The 23,922-nt window shown below is 71.4% G+C and carries 23 protein-coding genes; 14 read left to right on the top strand and 9 right to left on the bottom strand.

Annotated elements, in window-relative coordinates:
- Positions 1–173: 173 nt before the first annotated feature.
- The 3 genes from ABZS97_RS14970 (at position 174) to ABZS97_RS14960 (ending at position 3,274) form a co-directional block, all read left to right on the top strand.
- Positions 174–1,232, top strand: coding sequence for a helix-turn-helix domain-containing protein (locus tag ABZS97_RS14970; RefSeq protein ID WP_356137582.1), 1,059 nt, complete (start codon positions 174–176; stop codon positions 1,230–1,232).
- Between the two features lie 164 nt (positions 1,233–1,396).
- The gene (locus tag ABZS97_RS14965) at positions 1,397–2,137 is read left to right on the top strand and encodes a DUF4142 domain-containing protein (protein ID WP_356137580.1); all 741 of its coding nucleotides are present in this window, start codon (positions 1,397–1,399) and stop codon (positions 2,135–2,137) included.
- Between the two features lie 198 nt (positions 2,138–2,335).
- Positions 2,336–3,274 (top strand): ribonuclease BN, encoded by a 939-nt coding sequence (locus tag ABZS97_RS14960; protein ID WP_356137578.1) that lies wholly within the window; start codon positions 2,336–2,338, stop codon positions 3,272–3,274.
- Between the two features lie 23 nt (positions 3,275–3,297).
- Here the strand turns inward: ABZS97_RS14960 and ABZS97_RS14955 are convergent, their stop codons facing one another.
- The 3 genes from ABZS97_RS14955 to ABZS97_RS14945 all read right to left on the bottom strand — a co-directional run bounded on the left by ABZS97_RS14955 (position 3,298) and on the right by ABZS97_RS14945 (position 7,170).
- Positions 3,298–4,146: a transferase gene (locus tag ABZS97_RS14955; protein WP_356137576.1), complete on the bottom strand. Its 849-nt coding sequence runs from the start codon at positions 4,144–4,146 to the stop codon at positions 3,298–3,300.
- Between the two features lie 56 nt (positions 4,147–4,202).
- Entirely contained in the window at positions 4,203–5,468 is a 1,266-nt protein-coding gene (locus ABZS97_RS14950; protein WP_356137574.1) for a glycosyltransferase family 4 protein, read from the bottom strand.
- Between the two features lie 97 nt (positions 5,469–5,565).
- The gene (locus ABZS97_RS14945) at positions 5,566–7,170 is read right to left on the bottom strand and encodes a serine/threonine-protein kinase (RefSeq protein ID WP_356137590.1); all 1,605 of its coding nucleotides are present in this window, start codon (positions 7,168–7,170) and stop codon (positions 5,566–5,568) included.
- A 262-nt stretch (positions 7,171–7,432) separates the two neighbouring features.
- Here ABZS97_RS14945 and ABZS97_RS14940 point away from each other — a divergent pair, with 262 nt between their 5' ends.
- Positions 7,433–8,263, top strand: coding sequence for an aldo/keto reductase (locus ABZS97_RS14940; protein WP_356137572.1), 831 nt, complete (start codon positions 7,433–7,435; stop codon positions 8,261–8,263).
- A gap of 163 nt (positions 8,264–8,426) precedes the next feature.
- Here ABZS97_RS14940 and ABZS97_RS14935 read toward each other — a convergent pair whose 3' ends face one another.
- Positions 8,427–9,872 (bottom strand): MFS transporter, encoded by a 1,446-nt coding sequence (locus ABZS97_RS14935; protein WP_356137570.1) that lies wholly within the window; start codon positions 9,870–9,872, stop codon positions 8,427–8,429.
- Between the two features lie 109 nt (positions 9,873–9,981).
- On the opposite strand from ABZS97_RS14935, the gene ABZS97_RS14930 reads away from it, so the two are divergent.
- The 4 genes from ABZS97_RS14930 to ABZS97_RS14915 all read left to right on the top strand — a co-directional run bounded on the left by ABZS97_RS14930 (position 9,982) and on the right by ABZS97_RS14915 (position 14,138).
- Positions 9,982–10,566: an XRE family transcriptional regulator gene (locus ABZS97_RS14930; protein WP_356137568.1), complete on the top strand. Its 585-nt coding sequence runs from the start codon at positions 9,982–9,984 to the stop codon at positions 10,564–10,566.
- A 110-nt stretch (positions 10,567–10,676) separates the two neighbouring features.
- Positions 10,677–12,188: a phosphatidylinositol-specific phospholipase C domain-containing protein gene (locus ABZS97_RS14925; RefSeq protein ID WP_356137566.1), complete on the top strand. Its 1,512-nt coding sequence runs from the start codon at positions 10,677–10,679 to the stop codon at positions 12,186–12,188.
- A gap of 367 nt (positions 12,189–12,555) precedes the next feature.
- Positions 12,556–13,320, top strand: coding sequence for a hypothetical protein (locus ABZS97_RS14920; protein ID WP_356137588.1), 765 nt, complete (start codon positions 12,556–12,558; stop codon positions 13,318–13,320).
- A 338-nt stretch (positions 13,321–13,658) separates the two neighbouring features.
- Complete coding sequence (locus ABZS97_RS14915; protein WP_356137564.1) at positions 13,659–14,138, top strand: ATP-binding protein; 480 nt, start codon at positions 13,659–13,661, stop codon at positions 14,136–14,138.
- Between the two features lie 143 nt (positions 14,139–14,281).
- Here ABZS97_RS14915 and ABZS97_RS14910 read toward each other — a convergent pair whose 3' ends face one another.
- Positions 14,282–15,013, bottom strand: a complete 732-nt coding sequence (locus tag ABZS97_RS14910) for a GAF domain-containing protein (protein WP_356137562.1) — start codon at positions 15,011–15,013, stop codon at positions 14,282–14,284.
- Positions 15,013–15,867: a GAF and ANTAR domain-containing protein gene (locus ABZS97_RS14905; RefSeq protein ID WP_356137560.1), complete on the bottom strand. Its 855-nt coding sequence runs from the start codon at positions 15,865–15,867 to the stop codon at positions 15,013–15,015. Before ABZS97_RS14905 ends, ABZS97_RS14910 begins: the two co-directional genes overlap by 1 nt.
- Before the next feature lie 993 nt (positions 15,868–16,860).
- Here ABZS97_RS14905 and ABZS97_RS14900 point away from each other — a divergent pair.
- Together ABZS97_RS14900 and ABZS97_RS14895 are read left to right on the top strand one after the other, a co-directional pair.
- Complete coding sequence (locus tag ABZS97_RS14900) at positions 16,861–17,304, top strand: MarR family transcriptional regulator (RefSeq protein WP_356137558.1); 444 nt, start codon at positions 16,861–16,863, stop codon at positions 17,302–17,304.
- Positions 17,301–17,819 carry a hypothetical protein gene (locus tag ABZS97_RS14895; protein ID WP_356137556.1) on the top strand — a complete coding sequence of 173 codons (519 nt, stop codon included), beginning with the start codon at positions 17,301–17,303 and terminating at the stop codon, positions 17,817–17,819. The genes ABZS97_RS14900 and ABZS97_RS14895 overlap by 4 nt, the downstream gene beginning before the upstream one ends.
- On the opposite strand, the gene ABZS97_RS14890 is transcribed toward ABZS97_RS14895, so the two are convergent.
- The 3 genes from ABZS97_RS14890 to ABZS97_RS14880 form a co-directional block, all read right to left on the bottom strand.
- Positions 17,812–18,336, bottom strand: a complete 525-nt coding sequence (locus ABZS97_RS14890; RefSeq protein ID WP_356137554.1) for a potassium channel family protein — start codon at positions 18,334–18,336, stop codon at positions 17,812–17,814. The two genes, ABZS97_RS14895 and ABZS97_RS14890, sit on opposite strands and share 8 nt — an antisense overlap.
- Positions 18,337–18,494: 158 nt before the next feature.
- The gene (locus ABZS97_RS14885) at positions 18,495–19,163 is read right to left on the bottom strand and encodes an SDR family NAD(P)-dependent oxidoreductase (RefSeq protein ID WP_356137552.1); all 669 of its coding nucleotides are present in this window, start codon (positions 19,161–19,163) and stop codon (positions 18,495–18,497) included.
- Positions 19,164–19,297: 134 nt separating this feature from the next.
- On the bottom strand, positions 19,298–19,681 hold the full coding sequence (locus tag ABZS97_RS14880; protein WP_356137550.1) for an STAS domain-containing protein: 384 nt from the start codon (positions 19,679–19,681) through the stop codon (positions 19,298–19,300).
- A gap of 432 nt (positions 19,682–20,113) precedes the next feature.
- On the opposite strand from ABZS97_RS14880, the gene ABZS97_RS14875 reads away from it, so the two are divergent.
- The 4 genes from ABZS97_RS14875 to ABZS97_RS14860 all read left to right on the top strand — a co-directional run bounded on the left by ABZS97_RS14875 (position 20,114) and on the right by ABZS97_RS14860 (position 23,842).
- The gene (locus ABZS97_RS14875; RefSeq protein WP_356137548.1) at positions 20,114–20,857 is read left to right on the top strand and encodes a GAF and ANTAR domain-containing protein; all 744 of its coding nucleotides are present in this window, start codon (positions 20,114–20,116) and stop codon (positions 20,855–20,857) included.
- 214 nt (positions 20,858–21,071) lie between these two features.
- Complete coding sequence (locus tag ABZS97_RS14870) at positions 21,072–21,941, top strand: MoxR family ATPase (protein ID WP_356137546.1); 870 nt, start codon at positions 21,072–21,074, stop codon at positions 21,939–21,941.
- Positions 21,938–23,353 (top strand): VWA domain-containing protein, encoded by a 1,416-nt coding sequence (locus ABZS97_RS14865; RefSeq protein ID WP_356137544.1) that lies wholly within the window; start codon positions 21,938–21,940, stop codon positions 23,351–23,353. The genes ABZS97_RS14870 and ABZS97_RS14865 overlap by 4 nt, the downstream gene beginning before the upstream one ends.
- Positions 23,354–23,407: 54 nt before the next feature.
- Entirely contained in the window at positions 23,408–23,842 is a 435-nt protein-coding gene (locus tag ABZS97_RS14860; protein WP_356137542.1) for a cupin domain-containing protein, read from the top strand.
- The last annotated feature ends 80 nt before the right edge of the window (positions 23,843–23,922 follow it).

Raw genomic sequence — 23,922 nt, 5'->3', positions numbered from 1 at the left:
CCGGACACCCTGCCGGTGTCCGGCACCGAAACCATCCGCCGTGCTCCCCTCGGGCCATCCTGCATGCCCGGAACTCGCCCTCGCATTGCCGGTTTCCGGCAGTGTTCACTAGGGTCTGCATGCCGGTGACCGTCAAGAAAACGACACCGGGGCATCAGGAAACCGGGGGCGAAGTGACGGAGCGGGACATACCTGGGCAGTATCTGGACGGCTATGCCCAGCTCCTGGCGGACGTCTCGGCCACCGGCCGGCGTCTCACCCGCGACGAGATCGAGTCACGGCGCGCCCTCGGCGAACACGCCGCCCACGCGGGCCACACGCTGCGGGTCCTCATCACCGCGCACCTCACCGCCACCCGCGTCGCCTGGCCCGACACGCCCGGCTCCTCCGACAGCACCCTCGCCGCCGTGCAGCAGGTCATCGACGCCTTCGCCGAGGGCTACGAACGCGCCCAGCGCGTCGCCGTCCGCCAGGAGGAGGCGGCACGGCGGGAGTTCATCGACGATCTTCTGTACGGCCGCAGCGATCTGGGCCGCCTCGCCGAGCGAGCCGAGCGCTTCGGCCTGCGGCTGTCCCACACGCACGCCGTCGCCGTGGCCCAGGGCCCGCTCGCGTACGACGAGGGCGCCCCGGCGTCGCGCCAGGTGGAACAGTCCCTCATCGCCCGCTTCGGGGACCGCAGCATCCTGCTGACCACCAAGGACGGCCGGATGCTGTGCATCGCCCCGGGCGACCAGGACGATGTGCTCGCCTACTTCGCCAAGCAGGCGTACGCGGCCACGGAGGGCGGACGCATCGCCATCGGCCGCGCCCAGCCCGGCGCCGGCGGTGTCGTCCAGTCCTACGAGGAGGCCCTCAACGCCCTCGACCTGGCCGATCGCCTGGAGCTCGACGATCCCGTCCTGCACGCCGCCGACCTGCTCGTCTACCCCGTCCTCACCCGTGACCGCCAGGCCATGGCCGATCTCGTCCTCAGCGCCCTCGGCCCGCTCACCGGCGCCCGTGGTGGCGCCGGGCCGCTTCTCGACACCCTCGCCGCCTACTTCGACTGCGGCTGCGTGGCCGCCGAGGCCGCCCGCAGGCTGTCCCTGAGCGTGCGTGCTCTGACCTACCGGCTGGAACGCATCCACCGGCTCACCGGGGCCAACCCGGCCGACCCGGCGCACCGTTACACGCTCCAGACCGCGGTCATCGGTGCCCGCCTGCTCGACTGGCCCGCCCAGCGCCTCTGAGCTCTCCGCCGGCGCGGCTGCGGGAACCCTGACCGCCCACTGGATCTCTCAGCTCATGTGACACACCGCACAGAACAGAGCGCAAAATCTTCTCTGCTCGATGATGGATCCGTGCGGCACATCCGTATCCCTGGGCGTACGAGTCGCTCAAGGTCGGAGGCGTCATGCCCATCTCCCGTAACGTGGCAGGGTCCGTTTTCGTGTTCGGCGCGCTGGGGCTGACCCTCACCGCCCTCGCGTACCCCGCCATGCTCGGGGTCCAGACGACGTCCAGCTCGCAGGACCGCATCATCGCCAACACCCAGTGGGGGCCGCTCACCGAGGCGGACCGCGACTTCGTGGTGAAGGTGCGTGCGGCCGGCCTGTGGGAGTACCCCCTCGGTGAGATAGCACTGCAGAAGGGCACGACTCCGGAGATGAAGGAGGCGGGCCGGCACCTGATCGTCGGGCACGCCGGGCTCGACGCCGCATGCCGCAAGATCGCCCCCGAGCTGGGGATCACCCTGCCGAACCAGGCGTCCCCGCAGCAGCAGCAGTTCGTGGCGACGGCGTCCGCGGCCAACGGCAAGGAGTTCGACTCCACCGCGGTCAACATCATGCGTGTGACGCACGGCCAGATCTTCCCGGTCATCGCCAAGATCCGCGCCAACACCAAGAACTCCCTGGTGCGTCAGCTGGCCGTACAGGCCAACTCCACCGTCCTCGACCACATCACGGTTCTGGAGAAGACCGGGCTGGTCAACTTCGACCAGGTCAACTTCCAGCAGACCACCCCGCCCAAGCTCCCCAAGGACCAGATGACCCCGCCGGCCCCGCAGCCGGGCTCCCCCATCCTCGTACTCAAGCCCCGCCCGGACCTGAACGTGAACACCGCCTCACCCGCACCCACACCGACGGTCCGCTGAGGGGGCGCCGAGGCGGCCCCCCTACCCCGGAACAGCGTGGCGACACCGGTGAGCGCCCGCTGAACCGGTTCCGGCCGGGCGACGCAGGATTCACCTGCGCATTCCTGGTTAGCCGGACGGTGTGAGCGACAAGGCGTGCGTCGGCGAAGCGAGCGGGGCGGCCGGCCCGCGAGCCCGCCCCCGGGCACGGAGACACCCGTGAACCGGCCGGGGAGCCGGGCCCACGGCGGATTGCAGCGGCTCGGCCTCGCCGAGCTCCTCCGGCGCGGCAAGGAGCTGGAGCTGCTGCACCGCTCCATGGGATTCGCCACGTTCGCCCTGGTCACCCTGGCGCCGCTGCTGATCGTGGTGGCGGCGGCCGATCCGCTGGGGCACGGCGGATTCGCGCTGTGGCTGGTCGACGGGATGGGTCTGTCGGGCCGCTCCGCGCACGCCGTCACGCATGTCGTCAGTCCGCCCCGCAAGGTGGTCGACACCGCCACGGTCTGGAGCGTCGCGCTGCTCGCACCGTTCGGGCTGGCCTTCGCGTCGAGCGTGCAGAACGGCTACGAGAAGATCTGGGGGCTGACCACCCGGCCGTGGCACCGGATCTGGCGGCAGACCGTCTGGCTCGGCATGCTGACCTTGTATCTCTACCTCCAGGTGGAGACCAGGACGGTCCTGGAGGGCACGGCCCGCATCGTCCTCGGCTCGGTGACCGGCCTGCTGTTCTTCTGGTGGGGACCGCGGTTCCTCCTCGGACAGCGGGTCCGGCGCCGGGAACTGCTCCCCGGCGCCGTCGCCACCATGGCCGGCCTCGTCGGGCTCAGATGGTTCTCCACCCTGGTGTTCACGCCACTCGTCGCCTCGAACGCGATCAGTTACGGCGCCGTGGGCACCATCCTGGTGGTGGAGTCCTGGTTCACCGGCGTCGGATTCGTGATCTACGGCGGCGCCCTGCTGGGCCGCCACCTGTGGCACCGGTTCGGGCCCGCCGAGGAGTCCTCCCGCCGGACCGAGCCGGACGGGCCCGGCTCGGAGGGGAACGGCTCGGAGGGGAACGGCTCGGAGGGGAACGGCTCGCAGGCACCGGGCCCGGAGGCGGCCGACTCCTCCGACGCGGACCGGCAGGCCTCCTCCCCTCACTGGACCCGCTGAGGCCGCTTCCCGTCTTGCGTGGGTCAGTCCGCCGTCCGCACCTCCACGGCAAGATCGTTGTCGACGGTGTAGTACGGGCGTACCAAGGCAGCGCCGACCGTGGCCGCCGGGTACACGAAGATCTCCTTGCGGTCCGCCACGTCGTCGAGCAGCCGGGCGACCCGCACGAGCGGGGCCTGCGCCGCAGGCCGGACAAAGACGTCCCAGACACGGTTGCCGCCGCCCCCGGTCGCCAGCTCCTCGCAGTCGAACGTGAAGGAGAAGTCCCGTCCGTCACCCTCGGCCCGCGCCCCGAGGGTCCGTGCGACGCCGTCGCCGCCCCGCAACCGCAGCCGTACGGCGGCTCCTTCGGCGAGCGAGGCGCCGTGCAGGCGGGCTCTGACCGTCATCGTCGTCGAGCCGGCCGTGACAACGATGCCGTCGGCTTCCGCGTGGGCGGTGCGCAGCCAGGCCCGCAGCGCGAGGTAGCCGTCCTTGGTGACGTACGGGACCCGGACGGCCACAGGCGACGGCCGGTCACGCACGTGTCCGTCGACCAGGGAGCGCAGATCCCGCAGTCCGGGGCGCAGCCGCTCCCGCTCCGCTCCCGGTTCCCGCAGCAGGTAGACGTCCCAGCGGCCCTCCGCGAGAGCGGGCCGCGGCTCCAGAACGGCGCGCCGGCGCTCGCCTCCGGCCGGTTCCAGGTCGAGGAGGTGAAGGGTCTTCTCGGGCTGCCCCTTCTTGGGGCGCAGCCGCAGCAGGAGCTGCGGCCGGCTCGCCGAGGGGAGCCGCAGGCCGAAGGTGATGCGGCCGTCGGCGTCGACCGTGCAGCCGACCCGCGGCCGTACGGCGCGCTGCGCCCTCGTCGCCGTCCCTTCCGCGTCGCGCTGCACTCCGGTCCCCGCTCCTTCTCCCACTGTCGCCTCTGCCTCTGCCTCGCGTTGCGCGCTCATCCCCGCCCCCTCCGTACCGTGCGCAGTGCACTGCCGACCGCGGCATGGGCGGCGTCGCGGGCCGCGAAGCCCTGGCTGACCAGGACGCCGTTCATCCGGCCGCGTTCCCGTGCGACGCGTCGGCCGCCCTTCCTCGCCGCGATCGCCTCGTCGAGGAGTCGCTCGGCCTGCGCCACCACCGGGCCCGGGGCGAACCGTCCCGCGTTCTCGACGGCCCTGCGGCCCATGCGGCGGCGCCTCTCGTCGTCGCGGACGAGTTCCAGCAGGGCGGCGCCCATCGCGTCACGGTCCCCCACGGGCACCAGCCGGCCGTCCGCCCCGTCCTCGATGATCTCGCCCGGGCCGTACGGGCAGTCCGTGCTGACCACCGGCAGTCCGCAGCGCATCGCCTCGACGATGGTCATGCCGAACGGCTCGAAGTTGGAGGCGGCCGCGCCGATCGAGCCCTTGACCCACTCGGCCTCCATGGGGGCCGCCGCGCCCATCAGGAAGACGTTGTCGTGCAGCGCGAGGTCCGTCACGAGGCGGCGCAGCCGGTCGTGCTCCTCGCCCTTGCCGTAGATGCGCAGCTTCCAGTCCGGGTGTTCGGCCGCGACCAGGGCGAACGCCTCGATGAGCAGGTCGTAGCGTTTCACCGGGACCAGCCGGCCGGCCGCTACGACCACTTTCGCGGTGCCGTCGGCGACGGGCAGTTCGGGATCGGGAACGCTGTTCGGAAGTGCTTCCACACGGACGCCGGGCAGCCGCATCTTGCGCCGGTAGGCGGCGGCGTCCGCCTCGGTGACGGTGGTGAGCGCGTCGAGCCGGCGGTAGGCGCGGCGCAGGGCGGTGCGCAGCGCCGGCGGGTGGTTGTCGAGGGTGAGGTGTTCCTGCCCGAGGCGTACGACGTGCTGCGGGGCCTGGAGGGCGAGGTGCACGTTGAGCCCGGGCCGGGTGCCGATGACCACGTCGGCGTCGGTCGATTCCAGGTAGGCGCCGATCCGCTGGTCGGTCAGCTCGCTGTACTGCTGGTAGCGGTACTCGGCGGCGGGGAAGACCCGGGCCGGCCGCTGGTACAGCGGATGTTCCTGCTCGTGGCGCAGGTCCACCAGGGGCCGTAGCGACACCCTCGGGTCCAGGGTGAAGTTCGGATCCTCGCGGTGCCGCAGCACGGAGACGATCTCCACGTCGTGGCGCTCGGCCAGCGCCTGGGCCAGGTTGAACGTGGTGGTGATCGTGCCCCCGATCCCGTAGGCGTTGTGTATCAAGAAAGAGACCTTCATGGCGGACTAGACCGCCCCAAGTCCCCTACAGTTGCCCACCGTTACCGCTTCGTGGCCCTCGCGCGCGATGCTCTGCTCATCCGACGGAGACGGCACCTCACCCCGCGTTCGTCGTGGTGAACCCGTCCTTGGCCTTGTCGAAGACAGGACGGAAGGTGTCCCAGCGTGCGTCGGGCGCCGAGAGGTAGAGGTCGTACTCCCGGCCGCCCTCGCGTCCGAAGCCGAAGTCGATGGCACGGAACAGCCGGGCCCGGCCCTGGAAGGTGAACTCCCAGACGGCTGCGGGCAGTTCGCGGTACGAGGTCTTCTCCAGGCGCAGCTTGCGGTAGGTCGAATAGTTGACCTTGGTGTTCGCCTCGATGCTCTCGAAGTGCGTCACGGGGTTCGGCCCCGCGGGATCCACCATGCCGATGGTGAGCTCCGCCAGGCCGGACGGGTCGGTGTACTTGACCTGCTCGGACGTCTTCGTCCTGGCCTTCCACCCGTCCGGCACCGGGAAGGACACACCGAGGTCCTTGTCGCTGACGAGGTGGTAGCCCTGGGGCACGGGCGGAGGGGTGTACGTCGGCGTGGCCGAGGCGGAGGCCCCCGCGCCCCCGCCCCCGTCACCGTGGAGCGCGTAGTAGAGGCCGCCCGCCACGGCCGCGGCCACGACCGTCACGGCCACGACGGCGCGCAGCGGCCCGCGCCGCTTGCCGCCGCGGCGTCGGCGGCCGCCTGAGTCCCGTGTCCGGTCGGCGTCGGGTCCCGCGGGCGTGGTCGGCTCCGGTGCCACGCGGGTGGCCGCAACCCCACCATCTCCGAAGCCGTTCCCGTCCAGGGGGCCGTTCCCGTCCCCGAATCCCTGCCTGGCGCGGACCGTCGGCGCGGCTGCGGCCATCGGCCCGCCCTCCCGTACGACGCGCAGTGCCCGTTCCGTCTGCTCGGCGCTCGGCCGCTCGTCGGGTTCCTTGACGAGCAGCGCCTCGATGAGGGGCTCCAGCGCTCCGGCCTGCTTCATCGGCGGCAGCGGGTCGACGGCGATCGCGTACGCGGTCTCGACCGCCGTGACCTTGCGGAACGGGGGCCTGCCCTCCACCGCCTGATAGAGCGTCGCTCCCAGCGCCCACAGGTCGGAGGCCGGGCCCGGGGTGCGTCCGCGCATCCGTTCCGGCGCCATGTAGTCGATGGAACCGACCATCTCGCCGGTCTTGGTAAGCGTGGACGTTCCGGTGGTCAGGGCGATGCCGAAGTCGGTTAGGACGACGCGACCGTCGGCGGCGAGCAGGACATTGCCGGGCTTGACGTCCCGGTGCAGTACGTCGGCGGCGTGCGCGGCGCGCAGCGCGGCGACCATGCCCTCCCCGATGCGGGCGGCCTCCTCGGGCGGCAGGGTCCGGCCGCCCTTGAGCAGGTCCGCGAGCGTTGCGGAGGGGATGTACTCCATGACGATGCAGGGCAGTCCGTCGTCGTCCACGACGTCGTGGACCACGACCACGTGCGGATGCGCGATCCGGGCGGCGCTGCGCGCCTCGCGACGCGTGCGCTCGTACACGGTGGCGAGTTCGTCGTGGCTCAGGTGCGGGTGCTCGTGCAGTCGCTTGAGCGCGACCTGCCGGTCCAGGACCTCGTCCTGGGCACGCCAGACCGTGCCCATGCCGCCCTGTCCGATCCGCTCCACCAGCCGGTACCGCCCGGCGACGAGCCGTCCCTCGTCCGACACAGCCCAGCCTCCGGCAACCTTGTTCACGTCCGATCGGTTCCGCCACAATAACCGCCGCAAATTTCCGGCATGCCGACGGCACCCGTGATTCCCGGTCTCTTACGGCGTCACGGACAGCCCCGGCCCTGCGCGGCGCACGCCCGCCGCCGTCGACGCAGGCTCGTCGCAGACACCGTCCACTTCGTTCGCGCCGTCCGTCCGGCTCCGTGGGGCGAGGCCGCCCATACTGGCTGTACCGCACAGTCAATGGGAAGGGCCGATCGTGATCAGCATCCCGGCGCACACGCTCAACGACAGTACGAGGATTCCCGCCCTCGGGCTGGGCACCTGGCCGATGGACGACGCGCAGGCGGAGCAGGCGGTGGGCGACGCCCTGGCCATGGGCTATCGCCTTGTCGACACGGCGACGAACTACCGCAACGAGACCGGGGTCGGCCGTGGTGTCGCCCGCAGCGACGTCCCTCGCGAGGACGTGGTGGTCACGACGAAGCTGCCGGGCCGCCACCACGGCTACGAGGAGACGCTCGCCTCGTTCGAGGAGTCGCGCAGGCGTCTCGGGCTGGAGTACGTGGACCTGTACCTGATCCACTGGCCGCTCCCCCGCGTCGGCAAGTACGTCGACTCCTGGAAAGCGATGATCAAGCTCCGCGAGGACGGGCTCGTCCGCTCGATCGGCGTCTCCAACTTCACGCCCGAGCACCTCGGACGACTGGAGAAGGAGACCGGCGTCCTGCCGTCCGTCAACCAGGTCGAGCTGCACCCCTTCCTCCCACAGGACGAACTGCGCTCCTTCCACGCCGAGAAGGGCATCCTCACCGAGAGCTGGAGCCCCCTGGGCCGCGGCACCCGGCTGCTGGACGACCCTGCCGTCGCCGCGGTCGCCGAGGCCCACGGAGTGACGCCCGGCCAGGCAGTGCTGCGCTGGCACACCCAGCTCGGCGCGGTCCCGATCCCCAAGTCCGGCGATCCCGGGCGCCAACGCGAGAACCTGGACGTGTTCGGCTTCGAGCTCTCCCTCGCCGAGATGGGGGCCATCGCCGACCGTCCGGAGAAGCGTATGGGCGGGGATCCGGAGGTGCACGAGGAGTTCTGACGGGCCGCCGCGACCACTTCGACAGACGACCGCACGGCCACGACAGGCACGGCCGCGGCGTACGGGCTGACGGGCCGGTGCCCGGTCGGGCAGAGCGCCTCCGCAGGAACGGCTTCCGCGCACACCCGACCGGGCACCTCGCGGGTGCGGTGGCCCATGCGGCTCACCTCGTCTGTGGGGATGCGGTGTCGGCGGCGTCCTTCCGCGGGCGCGACGCGTGGGCCACGAGGAACAGGAAGAGTCCGCAGGCCGCGACCAGGACCCAGCCCGGGCGGGACGCGTGGGCGAGCCTCGCCGGCCCGACCCCCGTGACCAGCCCGCCGGCGACGGCGATACCGAGCGCGGAGCCGAACTGACGCGCGGTGGACGTGATCGCTCCCGCCACACCGGCCCGGGCCGGAGGCAGCCCGCTCACCGCGGTGTTGGTGATCGGCGCGTTGGCGAAGCCGAACCCGATGCCGATGAGCAAGTAGGCCGGCAGGAGCAGCCGTACGTTCGTGTGCTGATCGAGCCCGACCAGGCAGAGCCCGCCCGCCGTGATGAATCCGCCCGCCAGGACAAGCGGCAGCCGCGGGCCGACACGACCGACCAGCCGGCCGGACACGGGGGCGCAGACCGTCGCTCCGACGGCCATGGGCAGGGTCGCCACCCCGGCGGCCAGTGGTGTCCAGCCCCGCGTGTGCTGGAGGTAGAGGGTGTTGAGCAGCAGGGTCGCGTTCAGGGCGACGAACACCGCCACGGCGCCCAGCACCGCGCTGCTGAAGGCCGGACGCCGGAAGAGCCGCGGGTCCATCAGCGGCTCGGGCCGCCGGGACTCCGCCCACACGAACCCGACCGCCGCCAGGGCAGCGATCCCGTACGCGGCCAGCGCCGTGGCCGATGTCCAGCCGATGTGCGGCCCCTCGATGAGAACGCCGACCGAGACCCCGATGACCACGGCCAGCAGGGCCTGTCCCGGCAGGTCGAGCCGGCGGGCCCGCGGCGCCCGGGACTCGGGCACGAAGACCGTGCTGAGCACCAGCGCGGCGACGATGACCGGCGCATTGATCCAGAACACCGACCGCCAGCCCAGCCCCTCGATGAGAGCGCCGCCCGTGACGGGGCCGGCAGCCATGCTGAGCCCGAAGACCGACGCCCAGACACCGATCGCCTGCGCTCGCTCCTTGGGGTCGGGCATCGCGTTCACGACGATCGCGAGCGCCACGGGACTGAGCATCGAGGCGCCGACCCCCTGAACGGCACGGGCCGCGATGAGCACACCCACCGAAGGGGCGACCGCACAGAGCAGCGAGGCCGCGCCGAACACGACCAGTCCGGACTGGAAGACCCGTCGGCGTCCGAACCGGTCGGCGAGCGCACCGGAGGAGACCAGGAGGCCGGCCAGGACGAGGGTGTAGGCGTCCACGGTCCATTCGAGACCACGGGTGCCGACGTCCAGGCCTCGACCGATGGCGGGCAGGCCCACGTTGACGATGGTGGTGTCCAGGCCCACCAGGAACATGCTCAGGCAGCAGACGGCCAGCACCGTCCAGCGCCTGCGCGCGCTCAGAACGGTCTGAGCGAGTTCAACGGGCTTTACGGGCTGAACTGGCTGAGTCGTCGCGGTCATGGCCCACCTCTCACATCCGGAAGCATCTGCCCGGCCATGCTCCGGCCGGACCGCGGCAGCGACCCATCGAATTTGCGAAGACCGCAAAACGAGCCCGCACAATGGCTCCATGGACGAGGAGCTGGAACAGATACTCGACGGCATCGGACCCCGGCTGCGCACCCTGCGCCGGGACCGGGGGCTCACGCTGGAGTCGCTCGCGGTGACGACCGGGATCTCGGTGAGCACGCTGTCCCGTCTGGAGTCGGGCAAACGGCGCCCGACCCTGGATCTGCTCATCCCGCTCGCGCGTGCGCACCGCGTCGCGCTCGACCAACTGGTCGCCGCACCGGCCAGCGGCGACCCCCGGGTTCACCTCAAGCCCCTGCGCAAGAGTCACGGCAGCGTCCTCGTGCCCCTGACCCAGTACCCGGGCCGGGTGCAGGTGTTCAAGCAGGTGCTTTCTCCCCGCGAGCCGAAACTTGTCACGCACGACGGCTATGAGTGGCTCTACGTTCTGGCGGGCGAACTGCGCCTGATCCTCGGAGAACGCGACTGCACCCTGCGTCCCGGCGAAGTGGCCGAGTTCGACACAAGGGAACCGCACTGGTTCGGCCCGGCGGACCTCAACGCCGTAGAGATCCTGCACCTGTTCGGTCCGCGCGGCGACCAAGTCGTCGTCCGCGCAAGCCCGTCCACGAACGATCCCGCCTGATGCCGTGGGACCTGTTTCAGCCAGGGTCACCGGGCGTCTTGACCGTGCGATTGGTGTAGTCCACTCTTGCCGCTGCACGGGGGTCGGAGACTGCCGTCCGGAGGCTGATGATGAGCGTTCCCAAGCGTGCCCGGTTGCCGCGAAGGGCCCCGCGATGGCTGCCGCGAAGACCTCTCGGGCGGGCGCGAGGAGCCGTCGCCTGCGCGGCGGCCACTGTGGTCGTCGGACTGCTCGGCCCCGGCGGTACGGCCGTGGCGCAGCCCTCGACGTCCACGGACGCATTCAACAGCCTGACCTCGCAGAGCCACCCCGACTGGATGGGCGGAGCGTCCGACGCCCTCGGCCTGGGGAACATGTCGCTGCCGGGCACACATGACACGCTGGCCATCCACGGCGGTTCCCTGTTCCCGTCCGCATACGAGGCCCAGGAGAACCACGGCGACAGCGCGGCAACCCTCACGGCCCAACTGAACGCCGGAATCAGGGCGATCGACATCCGCGTACGCGTCGTCAACGGCGGGACCGCGTTCGCCATTCACCACAGCGACGTGTACCAGAACGCCAACTTCGACGACGTACTCGCCAGGACCCGGGACTTCCTCTCCGCACACCCCACAGAGACCGTCCTGATGAACCTGCACGGGGAGTGCGACGCGGACACCACCGAGGGCGGCAGCGGCAGCGGTTCGATCGGCCACTGCGCCGACGATCCGTCGAACACGACGACCGAGGACCGAACCCGCATTTTCAACGGATACGTGTCCCGCTACCCGGGCCTGTTCTACGCGCCCACCGTGACCGGCAACTCCACCGCGGCGACACCCACGCTCGGGCAGACCCGCGGCCGCATCGTGCTGACCCAGTTCACCGGGCCCCGCGGGCAGGTCTACGGCGGCTACGGGCTGACGCAGCTGACCAGCGGCGACTGGGGCCAGTACGTGGAGAACGACTGGACCCAGTGCGGCCTGGACACCAAGTGGACCGAGGCCCGGGCCAACCTCGCCAAGGCGGCCGGCGACTCCTCGGGCGCCCTGTACATCACCTACACCTCCGCCAACTGCGCCCCGTTCGGGGCCACTCCGGCCGACGTCGCCGGTGGCTACGGCGGCGGCTCCGGCCTGGACCAGCGGACGCTGGACTACCTGAGCGACGGTGGTTCGGGCCGTACGGGCATCCTGATGACCGACTTCCCCGGGCACGGGCTCATCGCCGCGATCATCCGCCGTCAGCCGGGCGGCCTGAGCGGCTCCGTCTCCTCGGGCCTCACCGGCAAGTGCCTGGACGCGTACGGCGGTTCGGACTCCAGCGGCACCAAGGCCGACCTGTGGACGTGCAACGGCAGCGCCGCCCAGCACTGGACCGCGGCTGCGGACGGGAGCGTACGCATCGGCGGCGCATGCCTCGACGTGACCGGAGGAAGCAGCGCTGACGGAGCCCTGCTCCAGCTGTGGACCTGCACGGGTGGCGCCAACCAGCGCTGGACCCAGGGCGCGGGCGGGCGGCTGATCTCGGACCAGTCCGGCAAGTGCCTGGACGTACCGGGTTCGTCCACGACCGACGGAGCGCAGCTGGAGATTTGGACGTGCCACGGCGGCGCCAACCAGCAGTGGTTCCTGCGCTGAACATCACCCCCGACGCCACGAGCGTGGCGGACCGCGAAACGCGTACGGATCACGATCGATACGATATGGACACGATCGATGCGATTGTCTGTACGAGCGTGGCAGGGGGAGAAGCGACTTGCTCCGAACGGCGGAGGGACGTCGTGGCCAGGACGGGGACGACGTTGTCTCGGGCGAAGGGCGGGACGGCGAGGGACCGCCACCGGCCTCGGATCCCGGCAGCGACGACAGCAGCGGCCCCGTCGGCAATAGCACCGGTGACGACAGCCCGCACAGAACCGGCGGCGATGTGCCGGGCAGGGCGGGCGCCGCGCTGCGCCGGTTCCTCCGGTTCGTGGGGCGCACGGTCTACGGGGAGTTCCAGGGCATGGTCGTCGATCCGGTGCGGCAGCTGCTGCGCCGCGGGCCGTCCGCGCTGTCGCTGGCGCTCGTGGCCGTCTTCGGGGTCATCTTCTTCCACGCGATCGCCCAGCGGCAGGCCGGCGCGGAGGTGGTGCGACTGATCGGTGGCGTACAGGGCGACCTCTCGCTTCCCCTGGCGCTGCTGCGCACGCCCGTGTCGCTGTACGTCCCCGCCCTCGACCTGCCGGTGTGGGCGGGCATCACCCAGCTCTTCCTCGCCTTCGCGCTCGCCGAACTCACCCTTGGCCGGGCCCGTACGCTGGCCGTCGCCTACGCCACCACCCTCATGGGCACCCTCACGGTCCGGGTGATGCTCGCTCTCGGGCCGGGCTGGTGGGGGCTGGGGCTGCCGCCCGAGGCGGGCCAGGTGCTCGACACCGGGCCGTCCGCCGCGGTGGTGGGCCTGTTCACCTACCTCTCGGTCGTCCGGCGCGCGCCCGTCGTCTTCACCCTCACCGGCGGCTCGATGGTGTGGGAATCGATCACCCACCCGAACCTGGCAGGGCGCGAACATCTCATCGCCGTCGGCGGCGCGATCCTCCTCGGCCTTCTGCACGGACGCGGCCAACCCTGGCGGGGTGCGCTGACGGCCCGGTTGCGGTCCTGGACATCGGGCGGCAAAGAGCCCGAGGACACACTCTCCGCGGCGGACGAGTCGCACCCGTCGGCTCCGGAACCTGTTCCCACCTCCCCGCCCGGGATCCCGCACAGCGGTCGATGCCACGGCTGACGGTTTTGGCGACCGGCGAAGTTCGGCCGTTTTTCGCACGCACGTGCGTGTGCCCGACGCATTATCCGAACGTATCCGCGACAAGACGGACGCGGTCGGTCCATCCGTTGTCCCGTCCGTGACAGCCCCGTTGAACTGTGGCGCGGGCCGGCGCGCCCCGCGGGCGGGCGCTCTCCCCCGTACACGTCATCACAGGCGGAATCCGGGAGGAAGCCCGGATTCCGCCTGCCCGGCGGTGTCGCGTTCCTGCCGGGGCCGCCCGACGCGGACTGTCGCCGGGCGGCTGCCATGCGCTGCACTTTGTGCGGAAACCGTGTGCGCGGCAAGGGGGATGTGCGGTGAGACGCGACGCGTTCCGGGTGCCCAGGCATCCGTCCTCGGTGGGCCTGGCCCGGCTGCGTGTGTGCCGGCATCTCGCCGTGTGCGGCCATGAGACCGGCAGCGAGGCGGCGGACGCGGCGCTCCTGGTCGTCTCCGAGCTGGTGACGAACGCCGTGCGGCACGGCCCCGTCCTGGAACGGGAGGTGGAGATCGCCGTCACGGCGCTGCACGACGGATCCTGCCTGGTGGAGGTCCGCGACGAGAGCACGACCGTGCCTCACGTTCGCACCGCGAACGACGGGCAGGGCGAGCAGGAGGAGAGCGGCCGCGGGCTGTCTCTGGTCGGGGCGCTGGCCGAGGCCTGGGGTGTGGCACGGCACCGCGACGGCCGGGGCAAGACCGTCTGGGCCCTGCTCCCCTCCCCCGCCCCACCACGCGCGACGCACTCCGAGGTGTGCGCACTGAGCCACGCCGACATCGGCACAGCCGTGCGCTGAGGGCTCCGGACGCGCCGACGCCGCCCGGCGTGCGGAACACATCTCTTACGACAGCCAGGGCGTGGCGGTCGAGCACGGTCCCCCCGCCGTCCCGCCCCCGCGCCCTGGCGCCCCACCCCGAGCCCACCGGGGGCGGCGTCCGATCAGCGACTGGCGCCGAGTACCTCTTCCAGCCGCAGCGTGCGCTGGACCAGGGCTCGGGCGGTGTCGATGAGACGGCAGTTGTTCCCGGCGGCGTAGACGTGCAGGGCGGACAATGCAGCGGACGGATTGAGGCCGCTGTACTCGGCGACCATGCCGGTGGCCATGTCGACGGTGGACTTGGCCGCGATGGTGACCTGCAAGCGAGTGTGGATGTCACTCGGCCGGGTCCGCTCCGCATTCCAGTGGATCAACGCGAGGGCGGCCACGTCGGCCAGCGCCTGTGCCAGCCCCAGATCGCCCTGGGGCAACCCGCCCGGAGAGTCGAGCAGCAGGTTGACCGCGCCGATCGTCTCGTGGTTGACGCGCAGGGGCAGCGCGTGCGCCGAGCGGAAGCCGAACCGGCGCGCCAGCGGCGCCCACTCCGGCCAGCGGTCGGTTTGGGCGTCGAGGTCGCGCGAGTCGACCGGCATGCCCTTGCGGTAGCACTCCAGGCACGGTCCTTCTCCGGCCTGCAGTTCCAGGAGTTCGAGGAAGCCCGTCCGCTCGTCGGTGACCGCCATGGTGCGCAGGTCACCGCGGCTGGTGGCCATCATGATCCCGACCCCGTCGGCCCCGATGATCTCCACACAGTGGCCGGCCAGTCGGTCCATCAGCATGACCGGGTCGACGTCGTCGGCGAGGGTGTCGGACAGCCCGACGAATGCCTCGGCGAGCCGTTGTTCGCGGTCCATCACCGTTCACCGTCCAGTCCCTCTTGACCGCCGCGGTGCGGGTCGTCGTCCCGCGTACGCCTCCCCTGCGTCTCCGGCCAGAAACGCAGCTTACGTGCGACGACGTCGTGGGCCACCTGGCTCACCGAACGCCCCTGCGCGAAGGCGCGCGCCCGCATGCGGTCCAGGGCCTGCTGCGGATCCACGTCGAGTTGCACCATCACCATGCCGACCGCTTGGTGCACCTCGGTGTGGTCCGCCTGCGAGGCCTCCACCCATGACGCTACTCCGTCTCCGGTTGCCTGTTCGACCACGTCGTGCTCTGTTTGTAGATTCAATACGGCGAATGTGACGGCGTCCCGCACCAGCAGGGCGATCCGCAGGGCACGGTCCGAGAGGGATCCGACGGTGTCGCGGTACAGATCGAGGGTGCCGATCGCCATTCCGCCGATGCCCAGCGGCAGCGAGAAGACCGCCCGCGCCCCCAGCCCGACCGCCTGCTGGGCGAAGAGCGGCCAACGGCGCGCGTCCCTGCCCTGCGTGAGGTCGGGTGCCAGTACCGGCACGCCCAGGTCCAGCGCGCTCTGGCACGGCCCGTCCCCCAGCGTGTACTGGGCCTCGGCCAGCTGCCCCGACGTGTCGTCGCTGGCGCACCAGGTCGCCCGCATGGCCCCGCCTCCGGAGAGGGACACGGACGCGCCACTCACCGGCACCAGTCCCACGCAGGCGCGGCACAGCGCCTCGGGCACCTGCCGGGCATCGACATCCGCGGAAGCGGCCGACAGCGCGTCGGTGATGCGCCGGTGATCCTGCTCCTCGGTCGGTTTGCCACCGTCACCCTGATCGTCGCGGTGGTCGCGATGCTCGGGCCGCATCCCTATCACCCCTGCCCGGTCGCGTGCGGTCCGCGAACATGATCCATCACTATCGGCCATGAGTCAGCCCCAGGGGGCGTGGTGTGCGGAAGCCCGTCGGCGAGCCGGTCACCGACGGCTGCGGCCGGGCCTTCCGGCCTGCGCGTCCACACGGGTCTACGGTGCCGAGTGCCCACGTCTCCGTCAGGCCACCGCCCTAGGGGGCATCTTTCTTGACCATGCCACCGCCTGCGGGCGCCGGTGTCGCGCCACGCCGCGTGCCGAGGCGGGGTCGCACGCCGCAGGGACCGTCCCGCGGGGGCCGGTTGGTGGGGCGTCCACGGGGTTCCCCGGCGAGTCCGCCCACGCCTACGTCGAGGCTTCGCAGGCGCAGTTGGCGGGAGGGCGGGCCGAAGTCATCCTCCGCCGGGGGATCGCTGCCGCCGACGCCCGTGGGCCGTACGGCAGCAGCGATTCAGGATGTTCACACCCGTGCGGCGCCGATCCGCTCCCCGGCGATGCTGCCCGGCCATCGCCGATCCTCCGTCACGGAAGCATGGATTCCCCGTTGTGAGTCGGGATCAGTACGGCAGCAGGCGTCCCGACGGGGTCCGCCGGTCGATCGTCGTGTCGCGCGGGGTGGTGGGCCTGCGGGTGGGGCGGATGCGGATCTGTCGGTTCATGACTGCCTCCTCATGCCTGACACGACCAGGTTCCGCGCTCACGCGGCCCGGCACATCGTGCCCGCGGAGGCTTCTGCCCTGCCCCCCGAGCAGCAGTCACCAGGAACGACGTACTCCCGGGGGAGGACGCTGACCCCTTACACACAGCCCTGGCCCTGCCTCGGCCATGCTGTTCAGCGCTGCCCTCACGACGTACCCACCGCCGTGCGCATGGCAAACGGGAAGGGCCCCCCTATACCTGCGGCAATTTCCTGGGGCCCTGTCATGCACTACCCCTTACCCATGCGCTGCCCCTTGCCCTGCATACTACGAAATCGTATATTCCGAAATCGTGACACTTGACAACGCGTCCACCGAACCACCGCCGTGGTCGGCCGTGCTCGCTCTCCAGCGGGCCACCCACGCCACCCTGCAGACCCTCTCCGCCGAACTCGCGGATCTTGAGCTCACCGCGTCCGAGATCAACGCGCTGGCCAATCTGGCCGACGGCCACGGGCGCACCGTCTCCGAGCTGGGCGCCGCCGTCGGCACCCGCCCCACCACCCTGACCAGCGTCCTGGACCGGCTGGAGCGGCGCGGCCACATCACCCGGGGCGCCCGCCCTGGAGACCGTCGCGCCGTACTCGTCGAACTCACGCCCTCCGGACGCCGGACCGCCGCCAGGATCCGGCAGGCGTTCACCGACCTGGAGCACCACGCGCTCGCGGCCCTGCCCGCCGAGACCATCACCGCCCTGCGTACCGCCCTGCAAGCCCTGACGGAGGTTTCCTCGTGACCCCGCAGCCACCCCGGCCGCCCGGGCCACCCGGGCCACCCGGGCCACCCGACGACGAGGCTTCCGCCTTCGAGGAGCTGACGGCCGAAGTCATGGCAGGCGCCGACCGGTTCGGACACCGCGAACACATCCACCGGACCTGGCCGGCCGTGCGGCGCTGCGGTGTATCCGCCGCGATCAGCCTGGTCGGTGAGGGCATCCGCCGCACCGCCCGGTACGCGGGCGCACCGCAGAAATACCACGCGACCGTCAGCCGGGCCTGGGTGGAACTCGTCGGACATCATGCGACCGCGCGCCCCGCGGACACACCGGGCGGCAGTGACAGCGGCGACGGCGACGGCGACGGCGGTGACGGCGGTGACGACTTCACCGCCGTCGCCGAGCATCACCGAGCGCTGCTCGACAAGCGCCTGCTCACCCGCTTCTACCGCCCGTCGACGCCGGCCGCCACGCAGGCGAGGACCGGATGGGTGGAGCCCGACCTCGCGCCGTTCCCCTGGAAGCGCCTCACCTGACGTAGGGGTCGGTCGGCGGCGGGGAAGGCGGTCCGGGGCCGTCGCGCCGGGCGAGTTCGCGCTCCAGCCGGTCGAAGCGCTCGTGCAGGGCCCGTGCGGTCTCGTCGCCCATGCGGTGCGCGGCGCGGCCCGCGGCCTCCGCGACCTCCGCGAGGTGTCCTCGGCGCTTCCCCTCCCGGCCGACGAACCAGGTCGCGAGGGCCGCCGTCACCATCCCGTACGTGGTGATGCCCACGCCCATCACCACGGCGGCGACGATCCGGCCCCACAGGGTGACCGGGTAGAAGTCCCCGTACCCGACCGTCGTCGCGGTCTCCACCGACCACCACAGAGCTCTCGGGTACGACGTGAGCGTGGCGCCCCGCGCACCTTCCTCGGCGGCGACCACCGCCCGGGAGCCGACGAGCAGTGTCACGGCGAGTACGGCGGTCGCGCCGCCCGCCGCCTTGAGGTGCAGTGAGCGCCCCTCGCGTCCGAGGAACAGTTCGATCGCTCTGCCGAGGAATCCGGGCAGCATGTCAGCGGCCTCCGCCGGTCCGGGTGGGGCGCCGTGCGTCGCTGCGCCCGCGCCATGGAGCCAGTCTGCGGGCGGTGATCCACGCGGGCATCCCGGGCGGGGCCGGCGCGCGAGCCGTAGCGGCCGGCGCGCCGAGGCCCCCGCCCGGTCGCGCGCCGTCAGGCGGCGTCGAGATCGTCCGCGAAGTGCCGGAAGCCGTGCCGGTCGCGGTGAATGGTCCACAGGAGGTCCGCCAGCACGGCCGGGTCCTTCCTCGGGTGTCCGGGAACGATCGCTCCCGGGACGATGAGCTGCCCGACGTGGATGCCGTCGTCGGCGAGCGTCTCGTGCAGGAGATGGCCGTACGCGCTCTCGGCGGCGAAGGCGATCGAGGTGCCGGCGCGCTCGGGGTGCGGAACCGCGGCGGTGCCGCCGTTGACGAAGAGGACGGTGCCGCGACCCAGCCGCCGCATGCCGGGCAACACCTGTCCTACGGCGGCCACGGGCCCGTACACGGAGAAGGCGATCGGCCCTGCCAGGTCGGCCGGGCCGGTCTCCAGGACCGGCCGCATGAAGTCCTTGTGCGGAACCGGACTGTACTGCAGGACCTCGATCGGGCCCAGCGCCGTGCCCGCGGCTTCCAGCGCTGCCGCGAGGGCGTCCGGATCATGTACGTCGGCGGCGAAACCGGCCGCGGTCACACCGTCCCGGGTGAGATCGGCGGCGAGCGCGTCGAGGTGCTGCTGACTACGGGAGACCAGGGCGACGTCGTGTCCCGCGCGGCCGAACCGCCGGGCGACGGCCGCTCCGAGGCCGGGACCGGCTCCGACGATGGCAAGGGTGGTCATGTGTCCTCCTTGGGTGCGCCCTTCATGGGATCACGCGCGTGGCGCGGCGCCCCTGCGACGCGGCTGTCTCCCCTGCCGTCGGCCGCGTCTTCCCCTGCGATCCGGCCCCGCCAGTGCCGACGGGGTCGGGCGGATCATGCCGGCACGTCCGTGTCGTCCGGCGTGTCGTTCGCCGCGAAGGGGACGGGCAGTTCACCGAGCACGGTGAAGACGCCGTCCACACCGGTGATGCGCAGGACCCGCAGGATCTGCGGACTGTCGAGGACGAGCCGTACCCGGCCCTTCCGCCGCGGCGACCGCTCGCTGATCCGCAGGAGCAGCCGCAGCCCGCCCGCGTCCAGGAAGGTCACCGACCGCAGATCGACCAGAACGGCACGTCGGCGACGGCGGAGAAGGGCTGCCACGCGCGGAGCGAGTTCCAGATCCGCCCAGGCGTCCAACTCCCCGTGGAATTCAATGAGCAAGGTGTCCGCCACCACATGGTGACGCAGTGCGAAGGTGAAGTGACGGGTGTCCATGGGCCCACCCCCAGGTGTGCTCCTCCCGCGCGGAGCGACGGCACGTCAGATGGCGCGACTGATGGATGCGGCGCCAGACGCCACCAGGGTCCGGGGTGGCACCACAGTGGTAACCCCATCGTGCCCGTAACGGACCTGTTCGTACCCTCTGTCGGGCCGTTTTCGGCAGGCGATTCCGGGCGTACGAGCCCGGGACGCCGTCGCTCAAGGACTTCACGCGGTGGCATCGGACGGACGAGCCACCTTGCGTGCACGTGACCCGAGCTGACAGAGGATCCGTTCGGCAGGCATCAACTCACAGTAACGGGGCAGCAGCTCGATGTGCTTGCCTGCTGGGTCGAGCGACCGCTTCGGAAGCCCGAGCGTCCGCTCATGAGGCCGTGCTCTGGGGCGCGGTCCCCATCGAACGACCAGCAACCGATGGATGGAGCGATGGCACCCCCGGTTCACGAACACCAGGCCGCCGAAGCACTTCTCGCTCTCGCCGCCGCCCCGCACCAGGGTGAGGACGAGGGCGATCTCCTACGGCGACTGGCCTGTAGCGCAGTGCATGTCACCGGCGCGGACGCGGCCGGCTGCAGTCTCGCGGACGGCGGCGCGGGCCGACCCCACCGCCTGGCGGGATCCGACGACATCGCCGTTCAACTGGAGCACGATCAAGTGGAGTTGCAGGAGGGGCCGGGTCTCGACACGGTCCGCTCCGGCAGGCCCCTGACCGACCTCCCGATGGTCCGTACGCACGGCCGCATCCGGTGGCCGCGGTTCACCCGCCGCGCCCTGGATGCGGGGTTCACGGCCCTCTCGGCCCTGCCCCTCACCCACCAGGACCGCGTCTTCGGGGCTTTGGTCCTCTATCACCGACAAGGCGTTATGCACCCCGAGGACGTGCGATGGAGCCGACTCCTCGCCGACGCCGCGGGCGTCGGCCTGGCGCACCGCAGTGTTCTGCACGAGGCCCAGTGCCGCACCGAGCAGTTGCAGGCCGCGCTGCACAGCAGAATCGCCATCGAGCAGGCCAAGGGCATGCTGGCCGAACGCCTCGGCTGCACGTCCACCGAGGCCTTCGCCCTGATGCGGCGGCATGCGCGCACTCACCGCGTGAAGGTCACCGATCTCTCCGCCGAGATCGTCAGAGGACCGGCTGACACAGGACCCTTCCCGAAGCCCCCGCACTGACGGTCGGACATCCGCCCTCCCCCTCCGGACCCTCCCGAACCGCGGAACACAAAACCAAGGACTACCAACCCTTCGCCCGCCGGCGCCGGGCCGTGACGTTCGACGCAAACAGCGCTTGCCTCTTGTGGACGGTGCACGGGACCTGATCACGTAGCGGGCAAGACGCAGCACGCCGCCGTCGAGCACGGTGGGTCGAGACCCGGGGGCACACCGCATGACGACCGGTTACTTCACATCCGTCGAGGACGTCTCCGCGCGCCTCGCCGAGACCGGCTATCTGGCCTCGCCCGCCGTCGCCACCACCGTCTTCCTCGCCGACCGCCTGGGCAAGCCCCTGCTGGTGGAGGGGCCGGCGGGGGTGGGCAAGACGGAGCTGGCGAAGGCGGTGGCCGAGGTCGCGGACGCGCGCCTGATCCGCCTGCAGTGCTACGAGGGCGTCGACGAGTCGCGCGCGCTGTACGAGTGGAACCACGCCAAGCAACTGCTTCGTATCAGCGCCGGTCGCGACGAGACATGGGACGAGGCGCGCACGGACATCTTCGGCGAGGAGTTCCTGCTGCCGCGCCCGCTGCTCACGGCGATCCGCGGCGACGAGCCGAAGGTGCTGCTGATCGACGAGACCGACAAGGCGGACGTCGAGGTGGAGGGCCTGCTGCTCGAAGTGCTCAGCGACTTTCAGGTCACCGTGCCCGAACTGGGCACGATCGCCGCGACGCGCCGCCCGTTCGTGGTGCTCACCTCGAACGCGAGCCGTGAGCTGTCCGAGGCGCTGCGCCGGCGCTGCCTCTTCCTCCACATCGGCTTCCCCGACGAGGAGTTGGAGCGTCGTATCGTACGGCTCAAGGTGCCGGGCCTGGATGCCGCGCTGACCGAGTCCGTCGTACGGGTGGTGGGGGCGCTGCGCGAGATGGATCTGCGCAAGGTGCCGTCCGTCGCCGAGACCATCGACTGGGCGCGTACGCTGCTCGCGCTCGGCGCGGACACCCTCGACGAGACCGTCGTACGCGACAGTCTCGGTGTGCTCCTCAAGCACCAGGAAGACATCCTCAAGGCGGCCGCCAAGCTCGATCTGGACGCCGTGTGAGTGCGCCGGCCGGAGTGCCGGAGCGGCTGACCGGGCTCGTCCAGGCGCTGCGCGGGCACGGCATCCGGATCGGCACCGGCGAGACCGTGGACGCCGCGCGGGCTCTGGAGGCGCTCGGTCTGACCGACCGCGCGTACCTGAGGGAGGGCCTGGCTTCCGCGCTGCTGCACGGCACCGCCCAACGGGCCGTGTTCGACCCGGTCTTCGACCTCTACTTTCCGCGCAGTGTCGGAGCCCCGGTTCTCGACCGCGACGGCGAAAGCGATGACGAGAGGGCCGGTCGACGCGGCGACCGGGACGATCTGCGGGATCGGTTGGCGGCCGCCCTCGCCGCCAACGACCAGGCGTTGATGGGGCAGTTGGCCGCGGAGGCGGTGGATGCCTTCGGTGCGTACGGGAGTTCACCGGGGTCCTCGTCCGGGTCGGACGGCTGGTCGTCGTACCAGACGCTGGACCGGCTGCGTCCGCAGACGCTGCTGGCCCGCGTCCGCGCGAGTGTCCGTGCACAGGGCGCACAGTCCTCCGCGGCCGCCTTCACGGACCGTCTCCTCGACGACGAACTCCGGCAGCGGATCGAGGAGTTCAGACGGCAGGTGCGCACCGAGGCGCGCCGCAGGGTCGCCGAGCGGCGCGGCAGGGACGAGATCGCCCGCCGGGCCGTCGTCCCGACCGCCGACCGGGTCGACTTCCTGCTCGCCGGACGCACCCAACTCGCCGAGCTGCGGCGGACGGTGCATCCCCTCGCCCGCAAGCTCGCCACCCGGCTGGCCGCGCGCCGCCGCCGTGCCTCGCGCGGCACCATTGATCTGCGCCGCACCCTGCGCGGCTCGCTGTCGACGGGTGGCGTACCGATGCGTCCGGTGCTGCGCCGACGCCGCCCCGTGCGTCCCGAACTCGTGCTGCTGTGCGACGTGTCCGGATCGGTGGCGGGGTTCTCCGACTTCACGATGCTGCTGGTACAGGCGCTGCACGACCAGTTCAGCAAGGTGCGAGTCTTCGCCTTCGTCAACCGGATCGACGAGGTGACCGGCCTGGTCGTGCGCGGCGCCGCCGACGCGGAGGGCCTCGCAGGCCGCATCCTTGAGCACGCCACGCTGACCGGCTGGCACGGCAGCAGCGACTACGGTGTGGCGCTGGGCGAGTTCGCGGAGCGGTACGTCGACGCGGTCGGCCCCCGCAGCTCCGTGTTCGTCCTGGGCGACGCCCGTACGAACATGAGCGACCCGAACCTCCCGGCACTTCGCCGCATCGGCGAACGGGCCCGCCGCGTCTACTGGTTGAACCCCGAGGGCACATCCCAGTGGGGCACGGGCGACTCGGCGGCCCTCGACTACGCCGAGGTCGTCGAGATGCACGAGTGCCGCAACGTCCAGCAGCTCAGCGGACTCGTGGCACGGCTGCTTCCGGTCTGACCCGGGCATATACGGGAGGAACTCGTGTCCCTCGACCGCTAAAGGACCACTCCCATGCGATACACGGCTCGTGCGGCACTGGCCGCGCTCACGCTCCTGGCCACGACCTTCGTCGGTGGAACCGCGCACGCGACGCCGCCCGGCCCCGGCGTCACCGCCAAGATCATCGCCCAGTCCACCGTGGGCGGCACCGACTACACCCTGCGCGAGATCACGGTCCCGGCCGGCGAGAGCACCGGCTGGCACTACCACGACGGCCCGCTGTACGCGGTGGTCAAGCAGGGCACGTTGAGCCACTTCGACTCGACCTGTGCGTCCGACGGTGTCTACAGAGCAGGGAGCACCATCGTGGAGCCGAGCGGCTCCGATCACGTCCACATCGGCCGCAACCTCGGCAGTGCACCGCTCGTGCTGGACGTCCTGTACGTCCTGCCGCACGGGGCGCCGTTCTCCGAGGACGCCCCCAACCCGGGGTGCTCGTTCCAGTGATCCTTCTACGGCGGCCCGGGCCGTGGTGTCGAGCCATTGCCGCACGGTGAGTTCGTGCGCAGCCGCCAGGGCGTCCGGGA

It is taken from the genome of Streptomyces sp. NPDC005485, assembly GCF_040606085.1.
Taxonomy (GTDB): Bacteria; Actinomycetota; Actinomycetes; order Streptomycetales; family Streptomycetaceae; genus Streptomyces.
Note: the sequence above shows the minus strand (reverse complement) of the source record. Positions and strands in the feature narration are given on the sequence as shown.

Bases quoted from the DNA above. Each gene is read 5' to 3' on its own strand.
- ABZS97_RS14925 (WP_356137566.1), top strand. From the start codon at position 10,677: ATGAGCGTTCCCAAGCGTGCCCGGTTGCCGCGAAGGGCCCCGCGATGG.
- ABZS97_RS14860 (WP_356137542.1), top strand. From the start codon at position 23,408: ATGCGATACACGGCTCGTGCGGCACTGGCCGCGCTCACGCTCCTGGCC.
- ABZS97_RS14930 (WP_356137568.1), top strand. From the start codon at position 9,982: ATGGACGAGGAGCTGGAACAGATACTCGACGGCATCGGACCCCGGCTG.
- ABZS97_RS14885 (WP_356137552.1), bottom strand. From the start codon at position 19,163: ATGACCACCCTTGCCATCGTCGGAGCCGGTCCCGGCCTCGGAGCGGCC.
- ABZS97_RS14965 (WP_356137580.1), top strand. From the start codon at position 1,397: ATGCCCATCTCCCGTAACGTGGCAGGGTCCGTTTTCGTGTTCGGCGCG.
- ABZS97_RS14935 (WP_356137570.1), bottom strand. From the start codon at position 9,872: ATGACCGCGACGACTCAGCCAGTTCAGCCCGTAAAGCCCGTTGAACTC.
- ABZS97_RS14905 (WP_356137560.1), bottom strand. From the start codon at position 15,867: ATGCGGCCCGAGCATCGCGACCACCGCGACGATCAGGGTGACGGTGGC.
- ABZS97_RS14890 (WP_356137554.1), bottom strand. From the start codon at position 18,336: ATGCTGCCCGGATTCCTCGGCAGAGCGATCGAACTGTTCCTCGGACGC.
- ABZS97_RS14950 (WP_356137574.1), bottom strand. From the start codon at position 5,468: ATGAAGGTCTCTTTCTTGATACACAACGCCTACGGGATCGGGGGCACG.
- ABZS97_RS14875 (WP_356137548.1), top strand. From the start codon at position 20,114: ATGGCACCCCCGGTTCACGAACACCAGGCCGCCGAAGCACTTCTCGCT.
- ABZS97_RS14870 (WP_356137546.1), top strand. From the start codon at position 21,072: ATGACGACCGGTTACTTCACATCCGTCGAGGACGTCTCCGCGCGCCTC.
- ABZS97_RS14880 (WP_356137550.1), bottom strand. From the start codon at position 19,681: ATGGACACCCGTCACTTCACCTTCGCACTGCGTCACCATGTGGTGGCG.
- ABZS97_RS14910 (WP_356137562.1), bottom strand. From the start codon at position 15,013: ATGGACCGCGAACAACGGCTCGCCGAGGCATTCGTCGGGCTGTCCGAC.
- ABZS97_RS14920 (WP_356137588.1), top strand. From the start codon at position 12,556: ATGGTCGTCGATCCGGTGCGGCAGCTGCTGCGCCGCGGGCCGTCCGCG.